Origin of the sequence: Microbacterium sp. LKL04 (assembly GCF_900102005.1) — a bacterium.
Taxonomy (GTDB): domain Bacteria; phylum Actinomycetota; class Actinomycetes; order Actinomycetales; family Microbacteriaceae; genus Microbacterium.
Genome location: NZ_LT627736.1, coordinates 2,324,756 through 2,344,630 on the forward strand (window position 1 = coordinate 2,324,756; position 19,875 = coordinate 2,344,630).

Sequence of the window (19,875 nt, forward strand, 5' to 3'; positions counted from 1 at the left end):
CGGCTCAGCCGACCGGCTCGACGACGTCGTCGGCGCGGCGCCCCGCCGCACGGACGGCGCCGATCGAGGCAGCGATGACGAGCGCGATGCCGATGAGCTCGATCACCGTTAGGTGCTGCCCGAGCAGCACGAAACCCGCCAGCGATGCCGTCGCGGGAGCGAGCGCCATGAGGATCGCGAACGCAGCCGCCGGCAGGCGTCGGAGCGCGATCAGTTCGAGGGCGTACGGGATGGTCGAGGACAGGAGCGCGACGGCGGCACCCAGCGCGACGAGGTCGAGCCGCAGAAGCGCGCTGCCCGCGTTCGCGATGCCGAACGGCAGCGAGAGGAGCGCGCCCACCGCCATCGCGAGGGCCAACCCGTCGAGCCGAGGGAACGCGGCGCCGACCTTCGCCGACGACAGGATGTAGAACGCCCAGCTCACGGCCGCGCCGAGGGCGAAGGCGACGCCGAGCGGATCGAGCCGGTCGAACCCCCCGCCTCCGAGCGCGACGACGCCCACGAGCGCGAGCCCCGCCCAGATCCAGGCCGAAGCCCGCCGACTCGCGATGATCGACAGGGCGAGCGGACCGAGCACCTCGATCGTCACCGTCACCCCGAGCGCGAGCCGCTCGAGGGCGAGGTAGAAGAACCCGTTCATGACCGCCAGCGCCACGCCCAGCTGGACGACGGCGAGCCATGACGCGCGGCTGTGGCCGCGCCAGGAGGGCCGGGCGATCAGCCCGAGGATGAGCGCGGAGAACACGAGGCGCAGCATCACCATGCCGAGCGGTCCCACCTCGGGGAACAGGAGCACCGCGAGCGAGGCGCCGACCTCCTGGCAGCACAACCCCACGACGACCAGCGTGACGGCGGTCGTCGACGTGCCGCGTGCGGTCACCCTCCGCAGGTGGCGTAGCGGGCGAGCTCAGGCGCGAGGCTCTCCGCGGTCCACGGCAGGCCCATCTCGGGCGCCGTACGCCCGTCCGCGGCAGGGGCCTTCGAGGCCAGTGCCGCGAGCTGCCAGGCGAGCACGCGCACGGCGTTCGACGACGCACGAGATTCGTTGAGGACGACCACGACGGACATGCCCGTCGTCCGGTCCGCGAACGCCGCCACCATGTAGCCCGGAAGCGAGCCGAACTGCCCGACGAGACTGCCGGCCTGGTAGGTGCCGCCGTCCGCCGTGAACCATGCCGGCTGCTCGGAGTTCGCGGGACGAGGGTCGGCGTAGCGGGTGTCCGCGTCGTACGACCGGGCGCCGACGGCGAGAGCGCGCACGTACGTCGACAGATCACCCACGGTCGACACGACACCGCCCGACGCGGCACCGACGCTCGAGGTGACCTCGGTCACATCGATCGGGGCGCTGCAGTCCGGCTTCCGGTCCTTGCCGTTGGCGATGTACGCACCCTTGAGGCGATCTCCGCCGCCCGCTCCCGTGGGGTAGGCGCTGGAGGACATCCCGAGCGGCTCGAACACGTACTCGTTGTACAGGTCGGAGAGCGACTCACCGCCCGCACGTTCGAGCACGAGTCCGAGGAGCACGTACCCGGTGTCGGAATCGCGGAACTCCGCGCCGGGCGCAGCTGTCGCGCGTTGGGCGATCCCGTAGGCCACGAGCTCGCGCGGGTTCCACACGCGCTCGGGCGCCGCGATCACGCGGGGGAAGACCCGGCCGAGGTAGCCTGCCAGACCGCTCGTGCTGTCGCACAGGTCACCCAGGGTGATCCCCGCCTGCCCGGGGTAGGAATCGAGCCAGTCGCCGACGGTGTCGTCGAGGCCGACGGTCCCCTTCTTCACGAGGGCGTACAGCACATCGCAGGTCATGGCGCGCGTGACGTTGGCGCTCTTGAAGGTCATGGACGGGTCGACCTCGGGCCCGCCGGGGCCTGACGTGCCGAGGCCCGCGACCCATTCACCCGACCACGGCACCGAGACCGAGACGATCGCGCCGCTGGCGCCGATCGAGGTCATCGCCGTCTCGGTGAGCGACTGCATCTGCTCCGTGAGATCGGCGGGCAGGGCGCCGTCGACCTGGTCGACCCCGATGTCGATGCGCTCCGGCTGGGGAGCGCACGCGCCGAGACCGATCGCGAGGCCGAGCGCCGTCACTGCAGCGACCACTCGCCTCGACACACGTCCTGCCACGCGCAGATCACCCCCGGGATTCGTCTCAACGATTACAACACACCCGTCGCGCCTGTCCGGTCGCGCCTCGCGTGATGACGGATGCCGGGTCTCACCCGGCGTTCTGTGCCGCCCGGACCCCGGCCATGAAGCGCCGCACGTCGCGGTCGACGAGGATGTCGGCGGGGCGGAGGGGACGCGAGAGGTAGAGCCCGTCGAGTGACGTCAGTCGCGACAGTGCGACGTAGGTCTGGCCCGGGGCGAACGCGCCGTTTCCGAGGTCGATGATCGCCCGGTCGTAGGTCTTCCCCTGCGACTTGTGGATCGTGACCGCCCACGCCAGCCGCAGCGGGAACTGCGTGTACTCCGCGACGATCTCGCGGGTCAGCTTGCGGGTGCCCGGGTCGTAGGCGTAGCGGAACTTCTCCCACACCGTCGGCTCGACGTCGTGCTCCTCGCCGTCGAGCTCGACGCGGACGGTGCCGCCCGCGATGCGCGTGACGGTGCCGATCGACCCGTTCACCCACCGGGGGCCGTCGCCGCCGAAGCCGCCGATGTCGTTGCGCAGGAACATGACCTGTGCGCCCACCTTCAGCTGCAGCTCCTGGTCGGCGGGGTAGGCGTCGCCGCGACCGAAGTCGCCGCTGATCTCTGCGCGCGCCGTCTGCGCCGGCCCGGGCAGCGCGTCGAGGTGACGCTGGTTTATGCGCGACACGATGTCGTTGCGGGTCGCGAGGGTGATGATCGGCACCTCGCCCGCTGCCGGCTCCGGCGGCTTCCGAGCGCCGGCCGCGTTGAGGGCGCCCGCGATGTCCGCCGTCACGATCCCGTGGCGCACGGCGTTCAGCATCGCTTTGAAGGCGTCGTCGGACTGCCGGTGGATGCTGCGGAGCTCGGCGATGTGCAGCGGAGCCCCGACCCGCCCGAGATCGAGCAGTCCGTCGGAGCGGATGGCACCGGCATCCGCTCGGGGGCCTGCCCACACCTGCGCGTCGAAGAACCAGAACGAGCGGTAGTGGTCCTGGATGTAGCGCAGCTCGTCACCCCGGGGCGGGACCGGGGAGAGCTGGTACGGGTCGCCGAACATGACGACCTGCACCCCGCCGAAGGCTTCGGCGCGCTTTCGCCGCGCCTGCCGGAGCGACCGGTCGATGGCGTCCATGACATCGGCGTTGACCATCGAGACCTCATCGATGATGAGGGTGTCGATGGCGTTCAGGATCTTGCGGGTCGCGTCGGTCTGCTCGATCTCGCTGTCGGCGATGAGACCGATCGGCAGCTTGAACAGCGAATGGATGGTCTGTCCCTCGACGTTGAGGGCGGCCACGCCCGTCGGCGCGCAGACGGCGATCTGCTTGGTCGTGTTCCACGACAGGTGCTGGAGGAGCGTCGACTTGCCGGTTCCGGCGCGACCGGTCACGAACACGTGCTCGCGGGTGTCCTCGATGAGACGGAAGAGCGCGTCCTGTTCGGGAGACAGGGGCGGCAGGCTCACCGGAACCATGCTAGCTACCAGCCGGCCTTTCCTAGACTGAGCACGTGGAACACGATGGGGGCGATGTGACGGCGGATGCCGCCGAGTCCGACGTCCCCGCTGCCCCCACACGGACCGAGACGGTCGCCGGCCCGCGCCGACGTCGCCGGCTCGCGGTCGATCTGACCGCACTCGGAGTCATCGGCATCCTTCTGATCGGCGCCATCGGCGCGACCGGCGCCGTGCTCTACCGGCAGCTCTACAGCCCCACTGCGTTCGTCCTCGACTACCTGCACCTGCTCGCCGACGGTCGCGCGACCGATGCTCTCCTGCTCCCGGGCGTCTCCGCGTCGTCGAGCCAGCTCGCCGCCGCGAAGCTCCCCGCAGACGCGAGCGGCGCACTCCTGCGCGGCAGCGCCCTCACCCGTCTGACGGACGTCGAGCCGGTCTCGGAGACGACGGATGCCGACGGCACGACCACCGTCACCGTCACCTACCGCGTCGGCGGCCACTCCGGCACGACGACCTTCGACGTGGAACGAGACGACGACGGCGCGCTCCTCCCCCGCTGGCGCTTCGCGGAGAGTCCCCTCGCCGTCATCGAGCTCGAGGTGCGCGGCTCGATGCAGTTCGAGGTGAACGGCTTCTCGGTCGACAAGCGACAGGTCTCACCCGACGGCGCCGACGCCGACCCGCTGGAACCGATTCCCCTGCTCGCCTTCTCACCCGGGCTGTACTCGATCACGGTCGACACCGCGGCGACGTCGAGTCCCGGGGTCGCGGTCCTCTCCGACACCCCTCTCGCCGAGATACCCGTGTCGTTCCAGGCCGAACCGACCGACAAGTTCCTCGGGGTGGTGCAGCAGGAGGTGGACGACTTCTTGGCGCAGTGCGCGACGCAGAAGGTCCTGCAGCCGACCGGGTGCCCGTTCGGCTACTACGTGCGCAACCGGATCGTCGAGCCGCCCACGTGGAAGATCGAAGAGAACCCCGTCGTGACTCTCGAACCCGACGGCGCCGGCTGGGCGATCACGCGCACCCAGGCCGTCGCCAAGATCGACGTGCAGATCCGGTCGATCTTCGACGGTTCCGTCTACGACGTGGAGGAGCTCGTCCCGTTCTTCCTCACCGGCAAGATCACGATCCTCCCCGACGGGACGGCGTCGATCGCGGTCTCAGCCGCCGACTGACCGGGCTCAGCGCGCGGCTTCCCGCCGGGCATCGCGCTCGGCGATCGCCGCGAGGCGGGCGTTGTAGGCCTCGAGCTCGGCATCCCCGGACCGGTCGGCGTGGCGGTCGGTGCTGCGCTGGCGTCGCTCGTCGGACCGGCTCCACTGCACCGCGACGACGATCGCCAGGATGAGGGTCGGGATCTCGCCGATCGACCAGGCGATGCCGCCGCCCGTGTACTGGTCCGCGAGCGGATCGAGGCCCCAGGTGCGCCCCATCGACCCGAACCATTCCGCCACGAAGAGTCCCGACGCCATCATGATCGCGATGCCGAAGAAGGCGTGCATCGCCATGATGCCGATGAGCGTCAGCAGGCGACCGGCGTGCGGCAGTCGGTAGGGAACCGGGTCGATGCCCGCGAGCGACAGCACGAAGAGGTACCCGACTGTCAGGAAGTGCACGACCATCCACTCATGCCCGAGGTGCTCGTACAGCGTCCACCGGAACAGGTCCGTGTAGTAGAAGGCCCACAGCGACACGATGAACAGCGCCGCGGCCACGAGCGGATGCGTGATGACCTTGGCGTACGGGCTGTGGACCGCCCAGAGGATCCACTCGCGACCGCCGCGCGTCCCGTCGTCGCGCTTGCGGATGGCCCGCGACGCCAGCGTGACGGGCGCACCGAACACGAGGCACATCGGGATCGCCATCGACAGCAGCATGTGCGCCGTCATGTGCATGCTGAAGAGGTAGTCCTGGTAGGCATTCACCGGACCGCATGTGACGTAGACCAGAAGCAGCAGACCCGCGACCCAGAGGACCGTGCGTCCCAGGGGCCAGGTGTCGCCCCGTCGGCGGAGACGGCGCACACCCGCGAGGTAGAAGAACAGACCGAACCCGGCGGCGAAAGCCCAGACGAGGTCGACGTCCCACGTCGTGAAGAAGCGACCGACGGTGAGCTCCGGCGGCAGGGGCGACCCCGTCAGCACTTCGGCCGGGGTCTGGTCGAGCGGCAGCGTGGTGTCGACCGGCGGCGGCGTGAGCGAGAGGGCGACGGCGGCGCCGGAGGCGATGCCCATGAAGACGACCTCGAGGACGACGAGCGTCCAGAAGCGTGCTGCGATGGCCGTATCGCGGATGCCGGCGATCAACCGGCGGCGGTAGAACGCCCCCAGCACCCCCATCGCCAGGAGGGCGACGACCTTCACCATCAAGAGGGCGCCGTACGCCGAGAAGAGGTTCTGGAACGACAGGATGCCGACGGTCGCCCGCGCGATGCCCGACAGGGTCACGACGACGAAGGCGGCGAGGGCGATGCTCGAGTAGCGCTGCAGGACCGTGGCGAGGCGGTCGCTCGAGAAGAGCGGACGCAGGAGTAGGAGCATCATCAGACCGCCGAGCCAGGCCGCGGCGGCGATGATGTGCAGGGCGAGCGAGGTCACCGCGATGTTGTGGTTCGCTTCGCTGCCGGTGTGGCCGGCCGTCGCCATCGGCACCATGGACGCGATCGCGAGGAGGGCCACGAGCAGCGTCGCCAGCCAGCCGCGCACGGCGAACGCCAGGACGGTGAGCACCGCGCCGGCGACCGTCGTCATCAGCCAGGCCCGCCCCGGGTCGGTGTCGACGAGGAAGCGGCCGAGCTGCTCGCCGAACGCCGCGTCGGCGCTCGGGGTGGCGCCGAGGACCTTCAGGAACGTCAGATAGCCGGTGAGAGCGCTGGCGACGGTGAGGATCGCCGCGCCGGCAGAAGCGGCATCCAGGGCGAAGTCGAACTCCTTCGACCCCGCGACCAGCGAGAAGAGCGCCAGGACGAGCGACCCGACGAGGAGCGCCGCCGACAGGTTGACCGTCAGCTCGGCGACCGGGAGCAGCCAGCGGACGACCGGGCCGGGGTCGCCGATCACGAGGGGCGCAGCGCCGCCACCGTAGGCCAGCCCCAGCAGGAGCGCGACGAGACCCGCGCCCGCGAGGATCGCCGGCCCGGCGAAGCGGAGAGCGCGCGGATTCACCCTGCAAGCCTACGCGCGGGCAGGTGGGGGAACGCCGAAGGGGGATGCCTCTCGGCATCCCCCTTCGTACGACTGCAGCGTCTTACTTGACGGCAGCCTTCAGCTTCGAGCCGGCGCTGACCTTGACGCGCTTGCCGGCGGGGATGTTGATCTCGGCACCCGTCTGCGGGTTGCGGCCGGTGCGAGCGGACGTCTCGACCTGCTCGAACGCGATCCAGCCCGGGATCGAGACCTTCTCGCCCTTGGCGACAGCCTCGGAGACGGACGAGAACAGGCCGTCGACGACGCGCGAGACGGTGGCCTGGCTCTCGCCGGTGGCGCTGGCGATGCTGGCGACGAGTTCGGTCTTGGTGATGGCCATGGTGCTCCTCCAGACGGCGGATCGCCGTCTTCAGTTACTCGGACCGACGGGGTGACCGCCGGCTGGTCGTTGCGACCGGTCCCGAATATACCCACGGACCGCGGAATTCCGCGGATTTTGAGTCATCTGCGGCCCAATTGGTCGGCGTGTCGCGTGTCGGATGTGACTTTTGAGGCGAATGTGGCCGTTTCGGCCGGATTCCGCGGAATTCCGCGGAGGGGGTTGCTTTTCGGGACCGATGTGCGCTCAGCGTCGCCCGCGGGCGAACTCGTCGGCGGCGTCGCAGGCGAGTTGCGCCGAGGCCGGGCCGCCGTGCCCCTCCTCCTCGAGGATGTGCAACCGGCTGCCGGGCCACGCCCTGTGCAGCAGCCACGGCGTGAGCGCCGGTCCGCTGACGTCGCGCCGGCCGTGGACGAGGACGCCCGGGATGCCGGTCAGCCGGTCCATCCGGTCGAGGATCGGCACGTCGAGGAAGCAGTCCTGCGCCCAGTAGTGCGTCACGAGGGTGGCGAAGTTCTCGCGCATCCGCGGATCCTCATGCAGCGGCCCGGTCCCCGCCCCTGGGGAGAGGGCGATGTGGGCGGATTCCCACGCGTCCCACGCATCGGCGGCCCGGGTGCGGACGGCGGGGTCGGGGTCGCGCAGCATGCGGGCGTAGGCGTCGACGACGCGCTCACCGTCGGGCACGAGGTCGCCGAGGCGGTCACGAGCCTCGGGGAAGATACGCCCGACCCCGTCGGTGATCCACTCGATCTCGTCGCGGGCCCCGGCGGTGACGGCGAGAAGGATGATCTCGCTCACCCGCTCGGGGTGCGCCTGCGCGTACGCCAGGGCGAGGGTGGATCCCCACGAGACGCCGTAGACGAGCCAGCGGTCGATGCCGAGGTGCTCTCTGAGCGCCTCGATGTCGGCGATGAGCGCGGGGGTTGTGTTGTCGTCGAGGTGAGCGAGGTCGTCGATCGCCCAGGGCGTGCTCGCGCCGCATCCGCGCTGGTCTAAGCCGACGATGCGGTAGCGCTCGGGGTCGAACACGCGCCGGTAGCCGCCCTTGCCGAGGCCGCCGCCTGGACCGCCGTGCAGGTACAACGCGCCGCGGCCGGTGTCGGAGCCCGAGACCTCCCAGTGCAGGCGGGCACCGTCCGGGCGGTCCAGCATTCCGGATGCGTGGGGCTCGATCGGAGGATGCACGTCGCGCACGCTACCAGCGCGTCAGATGCGGCGGAGGGCGGAAACGACGTCGTCCTCCCAGCGGCGAGCGGCCGGAAGCGCGCCCACATAAAGAGGAGTGTCGTGGGTCACGCCGAGGTACCGCGTCGCGCTCGCATCGACGCCGGCGTCCCGCAGCTTCGCCGCGTAGGTGGCGCCGTCGCGGCGGAGCGGGTCGTACTCCGCCGTGAGCACGACGGCGGGCGGAAGCCCCGCGTGCGAGGCGGCCCGCATCGGCGACGCGTACTGCTCGCGCGCCCGCGACCGGTCGCCGAGGTAGGTGCTCGCGACCGAGCGCAGCTCGCGCAGCGCGATGAACGCGGGCACGCCCAAGGCGTACGTCGCGCGCAGGTCGATCCACCGGCCGGTGAGGTCGGTGACCGGAACCTCGAGGATCTGCAGCGCCGCCTGGGGTGTGCCGCGGTCGCGGTTGAGGAGGGTGAGGGATGCCGCGAGGCATCCGCCGGCCGAGGCACCGTTCAGGCCGATCCGGTCCGGGTCGATCCCGAGCTCCTGCGCGTGCGCGTGCAGCCACACCCACGCGGCGTGAACCTGCTCGATCTGCGTCGGATAGCGCTGTTCGGGGGCGAGCGAGTACCCGACGGTGACGAGCACGACCCCGGACCGATCGGCGCGGCGGCGACACGAGGCATCCGCCGTCGGATAGTCGATGCCCCCGATGCGGAACGCACCGCCGCCGATCACGAGGCACGCAGGTGCCGGAGTCGGGGCGGAGGCGGGGCGGTAGATGCGGATGCGGACGTCGGGGTACCCCTCGACCGGCACCGTGACCTCGGTGGTCTCCATGTCGGGACCGGGGATGCCGGCGCTGCGCAGCTCCATGCGGTCCCAGTTGAGCGCCGCGCGACGGTGCCGCTCGCGCGGGGTGAGCGGCGTCGTCTTCTTCGCCGAAGCGGATGCCGGCGCTGCCGGCGGCGCCGGTCGGAACCGCGCGGTCAGGTCGGTCCACGCCTTCTTCGCGAGATACCGGCGATGCGTGCGCAGGCGCTCGCGGAAGAACGGATCCAGCGGCACGGTGCTCCCTCCGACCGTTCGAGCGTAGCCCCGGGCGCCGATGCGTTGGACGGTGTCTAGGTGGGCCCACCGGCCCCGCCGAAAACGTTCGCGGGGAGTTTCGGCGCGGGAAGGTTTCGGCGGGGGTTTTCGGCGGGTCGATTCGCGGCGTGTTGGCCTCTTGCGAGGTCCTGCCCGGCCGTGCGCCGTAAACGATCGTTTTCGGCTTGGCCTTCATCACAGGAGCCCGTGGCTGGCCCGCGGAAGGACCCAATGACACGAGCTCGATCGTCAAGCGGGTCACCGTCAATTCCCTCGCGTCTTCACCCATCTGTCCAGACGGGCCAGGAACTGGCGGGGGACTTCGAGCGTTGAGGCTGGCAGTGAGTAGCTGATCCCCACTGCGACCGCGCTTATGGTCGCAGTTCTCGATCGTCCACCCGGAATGGACCATTCAAGCTTCGCGGTGCGCGGATCCTGGTCGACTTCCGTTATCTGCGCCCGAGCGACCCGCACGACGCGGAAGAAGTTGCATAACCGGACCTCAGCATCGTCGAGAATCACGCGCACGCGGAAAACACGCGCCAGCCAGACGCAACCGAAGATGACGATCGACATAGCAACAGCGGTGACGGCCACGTCACCTTCCGGCAGCGACCAGATCAGTGCGCATCCGCCCAGGAGCGGAAGCGTCGATGCGCCAGCGGCGTTCGTGAGGCGCCAGGCGAGCGTCGGTCGATAGACGTACACGCCTTGACCTTATGTTCAGGGAGGCGTCCGCCTGGCATCGCTGCCTCGCATCACGAGGAGGTGCTCAACACTGTTCGGCTGCGACGAGGTTCTCTAGGTAGGCCACCACGTCGTCGTGGTTATGAGACCGCGCGTACTCTGCGGCAGTCTGGCTATCGATCTGTTTTGTAGGGTCGGCGCCCGCAGCCACAAGTGCGCGAACGCAACGCAAGCTGCCCGCCTCAGCTGCATCGACGAGCGGCGAATCTTGGTTGGGGTCCGCACCCGCCGCCAAAAGGAGGGTGAGGACCTCGAAGTTGTCCCACTCCGCGGCACGGCTCAGCGGGCACCAGCCATTGTCGACGTCCGATACTGCGACGTCAGCACCAGCATTCAGCAGCGCCTCGACGCTGGCGGAGTCTCCCGGGCCAGACGCGTTGAGCAGCGGCGTAAAACCTGCCGAGTCTGTGACGTCCGGATCAGCGCCAGCAGCCAGCAAAGCGCGAACGATTTGCGGGTGCCGGCGTGTAGCCGCAGCATGCAGTGCGGTCCATCCTGTGGCATCTGCCTCATTGACCGACCTGCCGGCTGCGAGGAGCGCGCGTGCTCGTTCGAGATCGCCTGTTGCGGCAGCGCGAACAAGAGGGGGCAGCTGCTCTAGGTACGCCTGTTCCTGCTCTTCATCCTTCGGAGACATTCTGCGACTTTGGCACAGGTGAGTTCGTCAGTGGGTGGGAGCGTCGGATGCGGCCTTCAAAATTTGACGCGACTCGCCAGCTGCGCCGAAAACGATCGTTTTCGGCCGCACCCGCGGCGTCCGAGAAGGCCGCCAATAAGGTCGTCCGAATCTCGACTCTGATGTTCATGGTCGCTGAGTCTCACGAGCCGCGCGCAACGGCGGATTCATGCGCGGGCGACCACGTCCTTTGTGCCGTGGAGAACCACAGTGTCTTCGAGGGGGACACGTGGGGTGTTGAGGCTCCTGAGCGGAGAGTCGTTGTCGGGTAGTCCGAATGAGATGGCGAAGAGCATCTTGAGTTCGGGGTCGATTCCGAGGGCGGAGCGGACGGTGTCGGCGTAGCTGCCGATCATGGTTTGCGGGATGCCGCTGTAGCCGCGTGCTGTGAGGGAGAGCAGGAAGTTCTGGGCGTACATGCCGACGTCGCTTGCTGCTCTGACGCCGTCGCCGATCAGGGGCATGAACAGGAGAGCGGCATGCGGAGCTCCGTAAAACCGGAGATTGTCGAGGAGAACTCGCTTCCGACCGTCGTGGTCGGAACGGGCGACGCCTTGCTTGCCGTAGTGCAGGGCGGCGAACTGCTGCGCGCGGTGCTGGTGGATGCCGTTGCCGTAGTCGGTCGTGAAGTCGGGGCTGTCATGACCACCGTTGAACGCGGCGACGAGCTGATCTCCTAGGTCCTTGAGGGGTGCGCCGGAGACGACGTGGGTCACCCAGGGCTGGGTGTTGCTGTTGGAAGGGGCTGATCGGGCGTCCTCGAGGATCTCTCGAATCTCGTTCCCTGGAATCTGCTCGGGCAGATACCTCCGGGCCGAGCTCCGCGACCTAAGCAGCGAGGGGAAGTCAGTCATTTGAGGGTCTTCGTGTCGAGGTTGGGACGGAGTCGCTGGTGGTTTCGGCGTTCGAGCACCGGCGCACCGGGTTCACGCGTCGCCGTCGGCGCGGCCGCCATGCCCTAGATGTGGAACTGAGGGCTTTTCCCACCCCGCGCGCAACAAGGGACGTAGTGCGCTGGTCGATGCCTCGTCGGCGAGTACGGCTCCGCCGACCCATACGGAGGCGAGCACTCCCAGAAAGAGTTCGCGCGCGCCGACCCAGGAATGAGCTTTGCCGTCGCGCTGGGCCGCTGCCAGGAACTGTCCGGTCGTGTCCACGAGCGTCTCGCACGTGATCGCGAGGGGAGAGGTGTCTTTCGTGAGCGCCACGCGGAGAGGGTCGGGTAGTCCGTCGAACACGGTGACGTAATCGCTGAGTGCGTCCAACCAGGCTTGCAGTGCGGCGGCGCTGTCGCGTTCGCTGCGCTCGATGACATCGCGGCGCGCGAACAGTTCATCCCACCGGGCCTCTAGGAGGGCCGCGAGGAGGTCTTCGCGGGTCGGGAAGTGGCGGTACAGGGTGCCTGGCCCGAAGCCCGCGCGTTTTGCGATGTCATGCATAGGCCCGTCGACGCCTTGCTCAGCGAAGAACTCTGTCGCCACGTCGAGGATGTGGCTACGGTTACGCTCCTTGTCCGATCGGGTCTTGCGGTCGCTGACGGCTGGGTCATTCATCACGGTCCACTCCTCTTTGACAAACGGACACTGCGTCCTTATCTTAGTCGAAGACAAACGGACGATGTGTCCGTATGACGCTTCCTGGTGACGTAAGGATGACCGATGAGCAGCAGTACGTTCGCGCTTGGCGCTGTGCTTGGAGCGATGAGTGGCAACCACCCCGGCGCGTGGCGGATGCCCTCGGCAGATACGAGCGCCTACACGGACACGGCATCGATAGTGCGCGCGGCACAGGCAGCAGAGCGCGGCGGATTGGATTACATCTTCCTGCCGGACCGTGTCTTCATTTGGGGGGACCTGGAATCCGGGCCTCCCATCGTCTCGATGGAGCCGACGCTGACGCTGGCCGCGATCGCCCCGGCCACGCGCCGCATCGGCCTGGTCACGACGATTTCGACGTCTTTTGCCGAGCCGTACACGATCGCCCGTCAGGTGCGAGCGCTCGACGTGATGAGTCACGGTCGTGCGGGTTGGCAGGCTATCCCCAGTTACGAGCCGGAGGCGTTCGCGAACTACGGTCTCCCTGTCCCGGAGCGCGAGGAGAAGTACGAGCGGTTCAACGAATCCGTTCAGATCACCCAGGCACTGTGGGGAAGCTGGCGCCGCGAAGCAGGTACCCCGGATAAGACCACGGGACGGTTCGCCGACACGTCGCAGATCCGCCCCGTCAACCTGCAGGGCCGTCATGTCGCATCTCGGGGTCCGCTGCAGATTCCTCCGTCTGAGCAGGGCCAGCCGGTGGTCTTCATGCCCTTCGCCAGCGGGCTGGGTGTGCAAGCCGCCGCCAGGTACGCCAACGGCATCATCGCTCACGCCCCCACGATGGAGCAGTCCAAGTCGTACCGGGAGATGATGCGGTCAATGACGGTGGAAGCCGGCCGGGACGTTGACGAGGTGAAGTTCCTCTCTTTCTTCGCACTCACCGTTGGGCCCACCCTTGAAGAAGCCGTTCGGCGTCGCATGGTGCTGGAAGAAGCCGCCGGGATCGAGGGCCGACTGGCTCAGCTCTCGGCCGTCCTCGGGGTGCGCCTCGACCCCGCCGACCGCGACAAACGACTCACCACCACGCAGACATTGCAGCTGCGACCGCACCCCGGGGTAGCGCAGGCCGCGTACGCCATCGAGCTCGCCCAGCAGGGACGCACCCCGACGGAGATCCTCGGGCACGGAGTTCTCGACCCGGCACCGTCCATAGTCGGAACGGCAGAACAGATCGCCGACACCCTCCAGGAATGGGTGCAGACCGGCGCCGCCGACGGCTTCACCGTCACCATCGACGACCTGCACGACGGGATGGATGCGTTCGTGGATCAGGTCGTACCCGTCCTGCGGCGCCGCGGCCTGCGCCCCGACGACTACACCGGCACGACCCTGCGCGACCACCTCGGTCTCCCTGCGCAGCTCGGCGTCGACCCGCGGCTCGCTGCAGATCGCTGACGAGGCGACCGTGGGCTCGGATCGGAGCTCACGGCCGTCCGGCGGCCGACCCAACAACCTTCACTGACACCTCAAGGAGAAGCAGCGTGTCCATCGAACTTCCCCCCGTCGTCGAGCACCCGCGGTTGACCGTCGTCGGCACTGGCTACCTCGGCGCGACCCACGCCGTATGCATGGCCATCCTCGGCTACGAGGTCCTCGGCATCGACGTCGACGAGGAGAAAGTGCGCCAGTTGAACTCGGGCGTGGTGCCATTCTTCGAGCCCGGCCTGCCCGAGAAGCTGCAAGAGGCGCTGGGCAGCGGCCGCCTGCGGTTCACTACTGACTACGACGATGCCGCTGCGTTCGGCGACGTGCACTTCATCTGCGTGGGAACCCCGCAAACATCTGGTTCGGCAGCGGCCGACATGACCTACGTCGACTCCGCCTTCTCTGAGCTCGCCCGCCGCGTCACCAGCCGGTCGCTCCTGGTTGGCAAGTCCACAGTGCCCACCGGCACCGCAGCCCGCGTGACCGAGATGGTGCACAGCCTCTCACCTGCCGGCGCGGACCTCGAGGTGGCATGGAACCCGGAATTCCTGCGTGAAGGGTTCGCAGTGAAGGACACCCTGCACCCCGACCGCCTCGTCTTCGGAGTTGAATCCGACTGGGCACGAGCACAGCTCGAAGCCGCATTCGCGCCGATCATCGCTGAGGGAACTCCCGTCGTCGTGAGCGATCTTGCGACGTCGGAACTGGTCAAGGTTGCCGCGAACTCCTTCCTCGCAACCAAAATCTCGTTCATCAACGCGATGGCCGAAGTGTGCGAAGCAACCGGTGCCGACGTCAGCCTGCTCGCCCAGGCCCTCTCGCTCGACTCTCGTATCGGCGGGCGCTTCCTCAACCCCGGTCTCGGATTCGGTGGCGGCTGCCTCCCGAAAGACATCCGCGCGTTCACCCATCGCGCCGACGAGCTCGGCGTCGGCCAGGCGACCGCGTTCCTCCGCGAGGTCGACGGCATCAACGACCGCCGCCGCACCCGCGCCGTCGACGTCCTGCGCGAGCTCGTCGGCGGTGACCTGCGCGGAGCGCGGATTGCTTGCCTCGGCGCCGCATTCAAGCCCAACTCCGACGACGTGCGCGACGCTCCTGCGCTCCACGTCGCGCAACTACTGCACGACGAGGGAGCCCAGGTCATCGTCTACGACCCGGAAGCTATGCCCAACGCGCGACGGAAGCACCCTGATCTGTCATACGCGGACAGCGCAGAAAAGGCCGTTGAACAGGCGGACGCGGTCGCTTTGCTCACGGAATGGCAAGAATTCCGCGATGCCGACCCCGCCGAACTCGGTGCGCTCGTCACCCACCGGCGAATCCTCGACGCGCGTCATGCCCTCGACGCGGACACGTACCGAGCCGCGGGCTGGGATGTTCGCGCACTCGGACGCCCGAAACAATCACGGCGCCTCACGTTCGACTCCGGGAAGGACTAGACCATGTCGCACATCTCCGCTCTAGATGATTCTCACGCGGCTCCCGCGACGAAGGTTGAGGGGCCGGCTCCGACCGTCGATCCAGGCGACATGCGTCGTACGCTTGCCGGCTTCGCTACAGGGCTCGCGGTGGTCGCCGCCGAGGATGATGAAGGTGCGGTTGTCGGTATGCCAGTGAATTCGCTGGTGTCGGTTTCGCTCGACCCGCCTCTTGTCTCCTTGTCGTTTGCTCACACGTCGTCCACGTGGCCCCTCCTCAAAAGGGCGCAACGTTGGGGGATCAGCGTGCTCAGCGAAGACGCGATATCAGTGGCGCAGGATCTGCGGCGGCCGACGAGCGAGCGATTCTCGGGGCTAGATGTCGACGTCATTGACGGTGCGGTCTTCCTGCGAGGAGCTCTCGCCAAGATCGGTGTCACGCTGCACTCGGAGATCCAAGCCGGGGACCACACCCTCGTCCTCCTCAACGTGATATCGGTCGAGCGCGACGAGTCCAGCGCGCCCCTCGTCTTCTACAGCAGCAAGATCCACACTCTCGCAGCCTGACGGCCGATCGATCCATCCGTCCAACTCACGGCCACCCATCGCTCGGCGACCACCGGAAGCAGGTGAGGCGCCCCCCGCCGAAAACGATCGTTTTCGGCGCGGCCGCTGCGCTGCCGCGAGGTGCGCTCCAGCGGCATACGTCGAGCGCTCTTTTGCTGCTGCCGGGATGGTGAGGGTTTGGGGTCACCAGGACCGGTGGCGGGCGATCTCCGAAAATAAGGCTGAGTATTCTTCCACAGCTGCGCTGGCTCGCTCGGAGTCGCCTCCGAAGAGATCGCCGCGCAGTGGACCCCAGGCTGCTCCACGCTGGGATAGGTCGTGCTGAAGATTCGCCACGGGATTGTTTCGGCTCGCGGCCATGCGCCAGGTGGACCGACCAAACCAGTGGGAACGACCCCAGGTGCTCCCGTCGACAGCCTTGCGCATGTTCACGGCGTCCTGCGCCAGGACGCCTAATATGACCTCGGCCCGATCGAACTCCAGGTCATAGGTCGCGGTGTCGGGCATCTCTCCCTCGAAGAGGGGCCGGAGCACGGTGTGCAGCAACTCAGCGATGGGCGTGTAAAACTTCTGCGTACGATTCTGGATCAGGTCGGAGACCACCTCAGCGGGTTGGGCATCGGATTGTGCCGCGCGCGCCACAGCGTTACTGGTCAGCTCGTCGCCACCGAATGGCTTGTAGGGGTCAACCGCCTCGAGTAGGGCTAGCGGTCGAGGGCTGTAGGAATCGATGACGGAGCTTTCCGCGACAAGCTCCTTGAGATTCTCCCAGCGCCCGCTTGCAACGGACGCAAGGGCCGCGGTCATCACAGACACGACGCCGGGAAGGTGGCGAAGGTTCAGCAGCCCCACCGTCCCGCTCTTCTGCCTCGTGGCGGATTGCACAAATGACCGGAGCCCGTTCGCCCAAGGGGCCAGCGTTTCAGGCGCTCCCCAGCGCGCAGCGACCTGGAGTGATGCGCTGAACGGAAGGGTGATCTGTATGAGGATTTGAGCCTCGGTGACGATCCGAGTGGCCTGTTCCTCGATGTTCACCCCGATCGGCCTGGTCGCCCAGTCGGCGTCGTTGAGGACCTTCAGGATGCGTTGGACCTCATGCGAGACAAGGTCGTCCAGTTCGATGCGGCGGGTTGGATCGAGGAGCATTTCTTTGGTGAGTCGTCGCATCAGTTCGACTCGGTCGGCGGCCGCTGCCTGCTCGACGGCGTTCAGCGTCGCTACGGGGCCGAGTTGCTTGTCACCCATCAGGTTGTGAATGGTTGTGACGAGCGAGGCTGCTTCGGGAGCGTATCCCTCGCCGAACAGATCAGAGTAGTTGAGGTCCCCAAGAACTCGCCCCGCGCCGAGATCCCATTCGGGCACATCTCCGCCGTCGAAGCGCACAGGGATAAGCCACGTTCTTCCCGGGGGCATCTTGCGGAATTCGTCTACTGCGAGGGTCAACTCTTCATTCATGTGTGACTTCTCTTTTGCCCGCGAGCGGTCGGAGAAACAGGCAAGGAACACCATCGAGCCACCCCGGATCGCCTCGCGAATCTTCGCTTTCCAGGCATCACCGGGACCGAGCGACTTCCTGTCGCGCCAGTAAGGGATCTTGGAGGCCTCAAGCACTTTGCAAAGCTTGTCCACTTCGGTGCTGTCCTCGTGCACGTAGGAGATGAAGACGTGCTTTTCCTGATCTGGGCTCACGAGGAGCAGTCTAGGTAGCGATGCCGACGCTCGGTCTAGACGAGATTGGGGATGAAGGAGGACCTTCCCGGCCTCGCCGATGAGCATGTGCACCGCTTCGCCGGCGGATCTCAGAGCAGGCGGCGTGTGACGAGTCAGTCGAGGTCGACGCGACCGGACTCGATCCCGACTCCTCGTGTGTCATACTCCGCGCATGGCCTCACCTTCGGACCTCCTTGGTAGAGCAAGAGACCGATTCGGCTGCTTCTACCGTTTCGAGATCGATACACCGGACTCGCTGCAATTCAGCGCGGGCCTCGTCGGGGACGATGATGTGTCGGCGACGGCATCGGTGAGGGGTCACGACGCAACCTACAGCGCGACGCTGTGGCCTGCAGAGCACAGGCCCCCCGCGCCTCGACGCGCTCTTGCTACCAAGCCGACACGGATCCACCTCGATGGTGCCTTTGCGGCGAGCACCGCGTGGGTGCTCGCCAGCGATGGGTGGGAGGTATGGACGCGCACGGCAGAGGGGCACCATCTACAGCTCACTATCGAGGGACGGTGCGACAAGCCACCCACCGAGGTGATGCTCGCTCGTGACCGACCCACATCGATGAGCTGATAGTCGCGGCTACGTCGAGCCGCCCTTGAGGTGGACCCACCATAAACGATCGTTTACGGCGGGGCGGCCCGAACTCGCCGGAAGGAGCCCCGGGCGGCAGAAGAATCTGCGGGAGACTGCTCTGAATGACCTTCACCCCCGTTAGCTACGACGTCCGACCGTTCACTCCCGGTGACGAGAACGGGTGGGTCCGGTGCCGCACGTTGGCTTTCCTGACCACCCAGTACTACGACCACGTCAAGCCGCACCGCGGCAAGCTTGATGCACCGTCTATCGGTCTTGTCGCCACCGATTCGCTGGGCCACGTAGTCGGCGTCCTCGATATCGAGGTCGATGGGACGGAAGCCACGATCGACACGATCGCCGTGCACCCCGATCACCAAGGTCGCGGCCTAGCGACCTCCCTGCTCGAAGTCGCGCTTGCGGCCTTCTCTGAGACGCGCGTCACCACTCTTGACGCGTGGACTAGGGAAGACGTTGCCGCGAACGAGTGGTACCGACGGAATGGATTTCAAGAGCGTTACCGCTACCTACACGTCTACCTCAGCGACGGCGACGACTCATCCGGTTTCCGCGCGCCCGAACCGTTGTCCAAGCCACACGCGGCGTTCGCCCATGGTCATATCGACGACGAGGACGAGCTGCGCTCTCGCTATCAACGGGTCCATGTGTGCCGACAGTACGTCCGCGACCTGCGCTAGCCCTAAGGTAACCGCGCATCCGCCAGGAGGACCAAAACCGCCCGCCGAAACCAGGTTTTGATCCACGTTTCCGGCATGCAGTTCAGCAGCCTTGATCCGATGCGCCCGGAAACGATCGTTTTCGGTGGGCGAAGGGCAGGCCTGCGAAGAGGTCGCTGTGCGGTGAGCTACAAGCGGGTTCGACGAGAGCGATTCGTCGAGCGTCCCGGCGGTTGCGGGCCGCTTGGGACCTCCGGAGCTAAGCCCGATGCATCGTTGCGAGCGAGATAGTGTCGTGAGCCATCCGATGCGGTTGAAGCGAGGAGTCAACTATGAACGGCAGGACCGCGGGAATCGTCTTCTTCGGGGGGTTGGCCGTCTTGTTCTCGCTTCTCCTCTTCGTCCCGCAAATTCGCCAGGGATCACCGGATGTAGGGGTCTCTGCAGCACTCGGATTACCTGGGTGGGCACTAATGGCGGCAGGAATCGCGGTGTGTGTCATCTTCGTGGCGGTGATCATTCTTCGGAAGCCGAAGTGAGGCACCCTCTCGACGCGGGATAGAGCAGGTGGGCTCGGGCGTGGGAGAGTGCACCACATGAGAGCCCCGTACCTCGTCATGTTCGTTGGGTCGCTCCTCACTTTCCTCGGAGGTACCGCACTCGCCATATTCGCAATCGCTTCAGACCTCCCGGGGCCACCCGCGGGGATAGGACTCGCCGTGCTCGGCGCTCTCGGCACCATCATCGGCGGACAACAACTCAGGAAGGGGCGGGGCAAGGGCGCTCCTTCAGATGACAGCTGATGATGCTCCCAAGCGCGACCACGCCCGACTGCAACAGATCCGCGAAGAACTCATCAACCTCGCGTGGGTGGCTGGCACGCCCGATTACGGCCACATCGACCACCGCGAAGCACTCGATAAGGAAGCAGCGGAGATCAGGACCCGGTTGGGCATCGAGGATGACCGGCGTCCCCTCAGCACCACGTCGACCAGAAGAGGCTGGTTGATGTTGATCGCTACCGTGGTCGGCGTAGTCGGGACACTGGCGATACTGTCGCTACCGCGGTAGCCGATCCACCAG

General features: G+C 67.3%; 17 protein-coding genes. 5 read left to right on the forward strand and 12 right to left on the reverse strand.

Features of this window, described 5'->3' with window-relative positions; genetic code table 11:
* Positions 1-4: 4 nt before the first annotated feature.
* The 3 genes from BLP38_RS11305 to BLP38_RS11315 form a co-directional block, all read right to left on the reverse strand.
* Positions 5-880 (reverse strand): EamA family transporter, encoded by an 876-nt coding sequence (locus BLP38_RS11305; protein ID WP_091357547.1) that lies wholly within the window; start codon positions 878-880, stop codon positions 5-7.
* Positions 877-2,130 carry a serine hydrolase domain-containing protein gene (locus BLP38_RS11310; RefSeq protein ID WP_231916490.1) on the reverse strand — a complete coding sequence of 418 codons (1,254 nt, stop codon included), beginning with the start codon at positions 2,128-2,130 and terminating at the stop codon, positions 877-879. Before BLP38_RS11310 ends, BLP38_RS11305 begins: the two co-directional genes overlap by 4 nt.
* A gap of 91 nt (positions 2,131-2,221) precedes the next feature.
* Positions 2,222-3,613 (reverse strand): ATP-dependent DNA helicase, encoded by a 1,392-nt coding sequence (locus BLP38_RS11315; protein ID WP_091357550.1) that lies wholly within the window; start codon positions 3,611-3,613, stop codon positions 2,222-2,224.
* 35 nt (positions 3,614-3,648) lie between these two features.
* On the opposite strand from BLP38_RS11315, the gene BLP38_RS11320 reads away from it, so the two are divergent.
* On the forward strand, positions 3,649-4,773 hold the full coding sequence (locus BLP38_RS11320; protein WP_091357554.1) for a hypothetical protein: 1,125 nt from the start codon (positions 3,649-3,651) through the stop codon (positions 4,771-4,773).
* A gap of 6 nt (positions 4,774-4,779) precedes the next feature.
* Here BLP38_RS11320 and BLP38_RS11325 read toward each other — a convergent pair whose 3' ends face one another.
* The 8 genes from BLP38_RS11325 to BLP38_RS11355 all read right to left on the reverse strand — a co-directional run bounded on the left by BLP38_RS11325 (position 4,780) and on the right by BLP38_RS11355 (position 12,361).
* Positions 4,780-6,762 carry a cytochrome c oxidase assembly protein gene (locus BLP38_RS11325; protein WP_091357557.1) on the reverse strand — a complete coding sequence of 661 codons (1,983 nt, stop codon included), beginning with the start codon at positions 6,760-6,762 and terminating at the stop codon, positions 4,780-4,782.
* A gap of 82 nt (positions 6,763-6,844) precedes the next feature.
* Entirely contained in the window at positions 6,845-7,123 is a 279-nt protein-coding gene (locus tag BLP38_RS11330) for an HU family DNA-binding protein (RefSeq protein ID WP_064002669.1), read from the reverse strand.
* Between the two features lie 246 nt (positions 7,124-7,369).
* On the reverse strand, positions 7,370-8,278 hold the full coding sequence (locus BLP38_RS11335; RefSeq protein ID WP_231916609.1) for an alpha/beta fold hydrolase: 909 nt from the start codon (positions 8,276-8,278) through the stop codon (positions 7,370-7,372).
* 54 nt (positions 8,279-8,332) lie between these two features.
* Entirely contained in the window at positions 8,333-9,364 is a 1,032-nt protein-coding gene (locus BLP38_RS11340) for an alpha/beta hydrolase (RefSeq protein ID WP_091357564.1), read from the reverse strand.
* A 285-nt stretch (positions 9,365-9,649) separates the two neighbouring features.
* Positions 9,650-10,093: a hypothetical protein gene (locus BLP38_RS14250; RefSeq protein WP_157681099.1), complete on the reverse strand. Its 444-nt coding sequence runs from the start codon at positions 10,091-10,093 to the stop codon at positions 9,650-9,652.
* Positions 10,094-10,157: 64 nt separating this feature from the next.
* Positions 10,158-10,769 (reverse strand): ankyrin repeat domain-containing protein, encoded by a 612-nt coding sequence (locus BLP38_RS11345; RefSeq protein WP_091357566.1) that lies wholly within the window; start codon positions 10,767-10,769, stop codon positions 10,158-10,160.
* A gap of 206 nt (positions 10,770-10,975) precedes the next feature.
* Complete coding sequence (locus BLP38_RS11350; RefSeq protein WP_091357569.1) at positions 10,976-11,662, reverse strand: nitroreductase; 687 nt, start codon at positions 11,660-11,662, stop codon at positions 10,976-10,978.
* Positions 11,663-11,734: 72 nt separating this feature from the next.
* Positions 11,735-12,361, reverse strand: coding sequence for a TetR/AcrR family transcriptional regulator (locus BLP38_RS11355; RefSeq protein ID WP_091359805.1), 627 nt, complete (start codon positions 12,359-12,361; stop codon positions 11,735-11,737).
* A gap of 105 nt (positions 12,362-12,466) precedes the next feature.
* Here BLP38_RS11355 and BLP38_RS11360 point away from each other — a divergent pair, with 105 nt between their 5' ends.
* The 3 genes from BLP38_RS11360 (at position 12,467) to BLP38_RS11370 (ending at position 15,819) form a co-directional block, all read left to right on the forward strand.
* On the forward strand, positions 12,467-13,801 hold the full coding sequence (locus BLP38_RS11360) for an NtaA/DmoA family FMN-dependent monooxygenase (RefSeq protein WP_091357572.1): 1,335 nt from the start codon (positions 12,467-12,469) through the stop codon (positions 13,799-13,801).
* A 125-nt stretch (positions 13,802-13,926) separates the two neighbouring features.
* Positions 13,927-15,273: a UDP-glucose dehydrogenase family protein gene (locus tag BLP38_RS11365; protein WP_231916491.1), complete on the forward strand. Its 1,347-nt coding sequence runs from the start codon at positions 13,927-13,929 to the stop codon at positions 15,271-15,273.
* Between the two features lie 3 nt (positions 15,274-15,276).
* Positions 15,277-15,819 (forward strand): flavin reductase family protein, encoded by a 543-nt coding sequence (locus BLP38_RS11370; RefSeq protein WP_091357581.1) that lies wholly within the window; start codon positions 15,277-15,279, stop codon positions 15,817-15,819.
* A gap of 183 nt (positions 15,820-16,002) precedes the next feature.
* Here BLP38_RS11370 and BLP38_RS11375 read toward each other — a convergent pair whose 3' ends face one another.
* A complete protein-coding gene (locus tag BLP38_RS11375) occupies positions 16,003-17,508 on the reverse strand; it encodes a toll/interleukin-1 receptor domain-containing protein (protein WP_197672421.1) in 1,506 nt (501 codons plus the stop codon).
* Positions 17,509-18,237: 729 nt separating this feature from the next.
* Between BLP38_RS11375 and BLP38_RS11380 the strand changes: the two genes are divergently transcribed.
* On the forward strand, positions 18,238-18,813 hold the full coding sequence (locus BLP38_RS11380) for a GNAT family N-acetyltransferase (protein ID WP_091357588.1): 576 nt from the start codon (positions 18,238-18,240) through the stop codon (positions 18,811-18,813).
* The last annotated feature ends 1,062 nt before the right edge of the window (positions 18,814-19,875 follow it).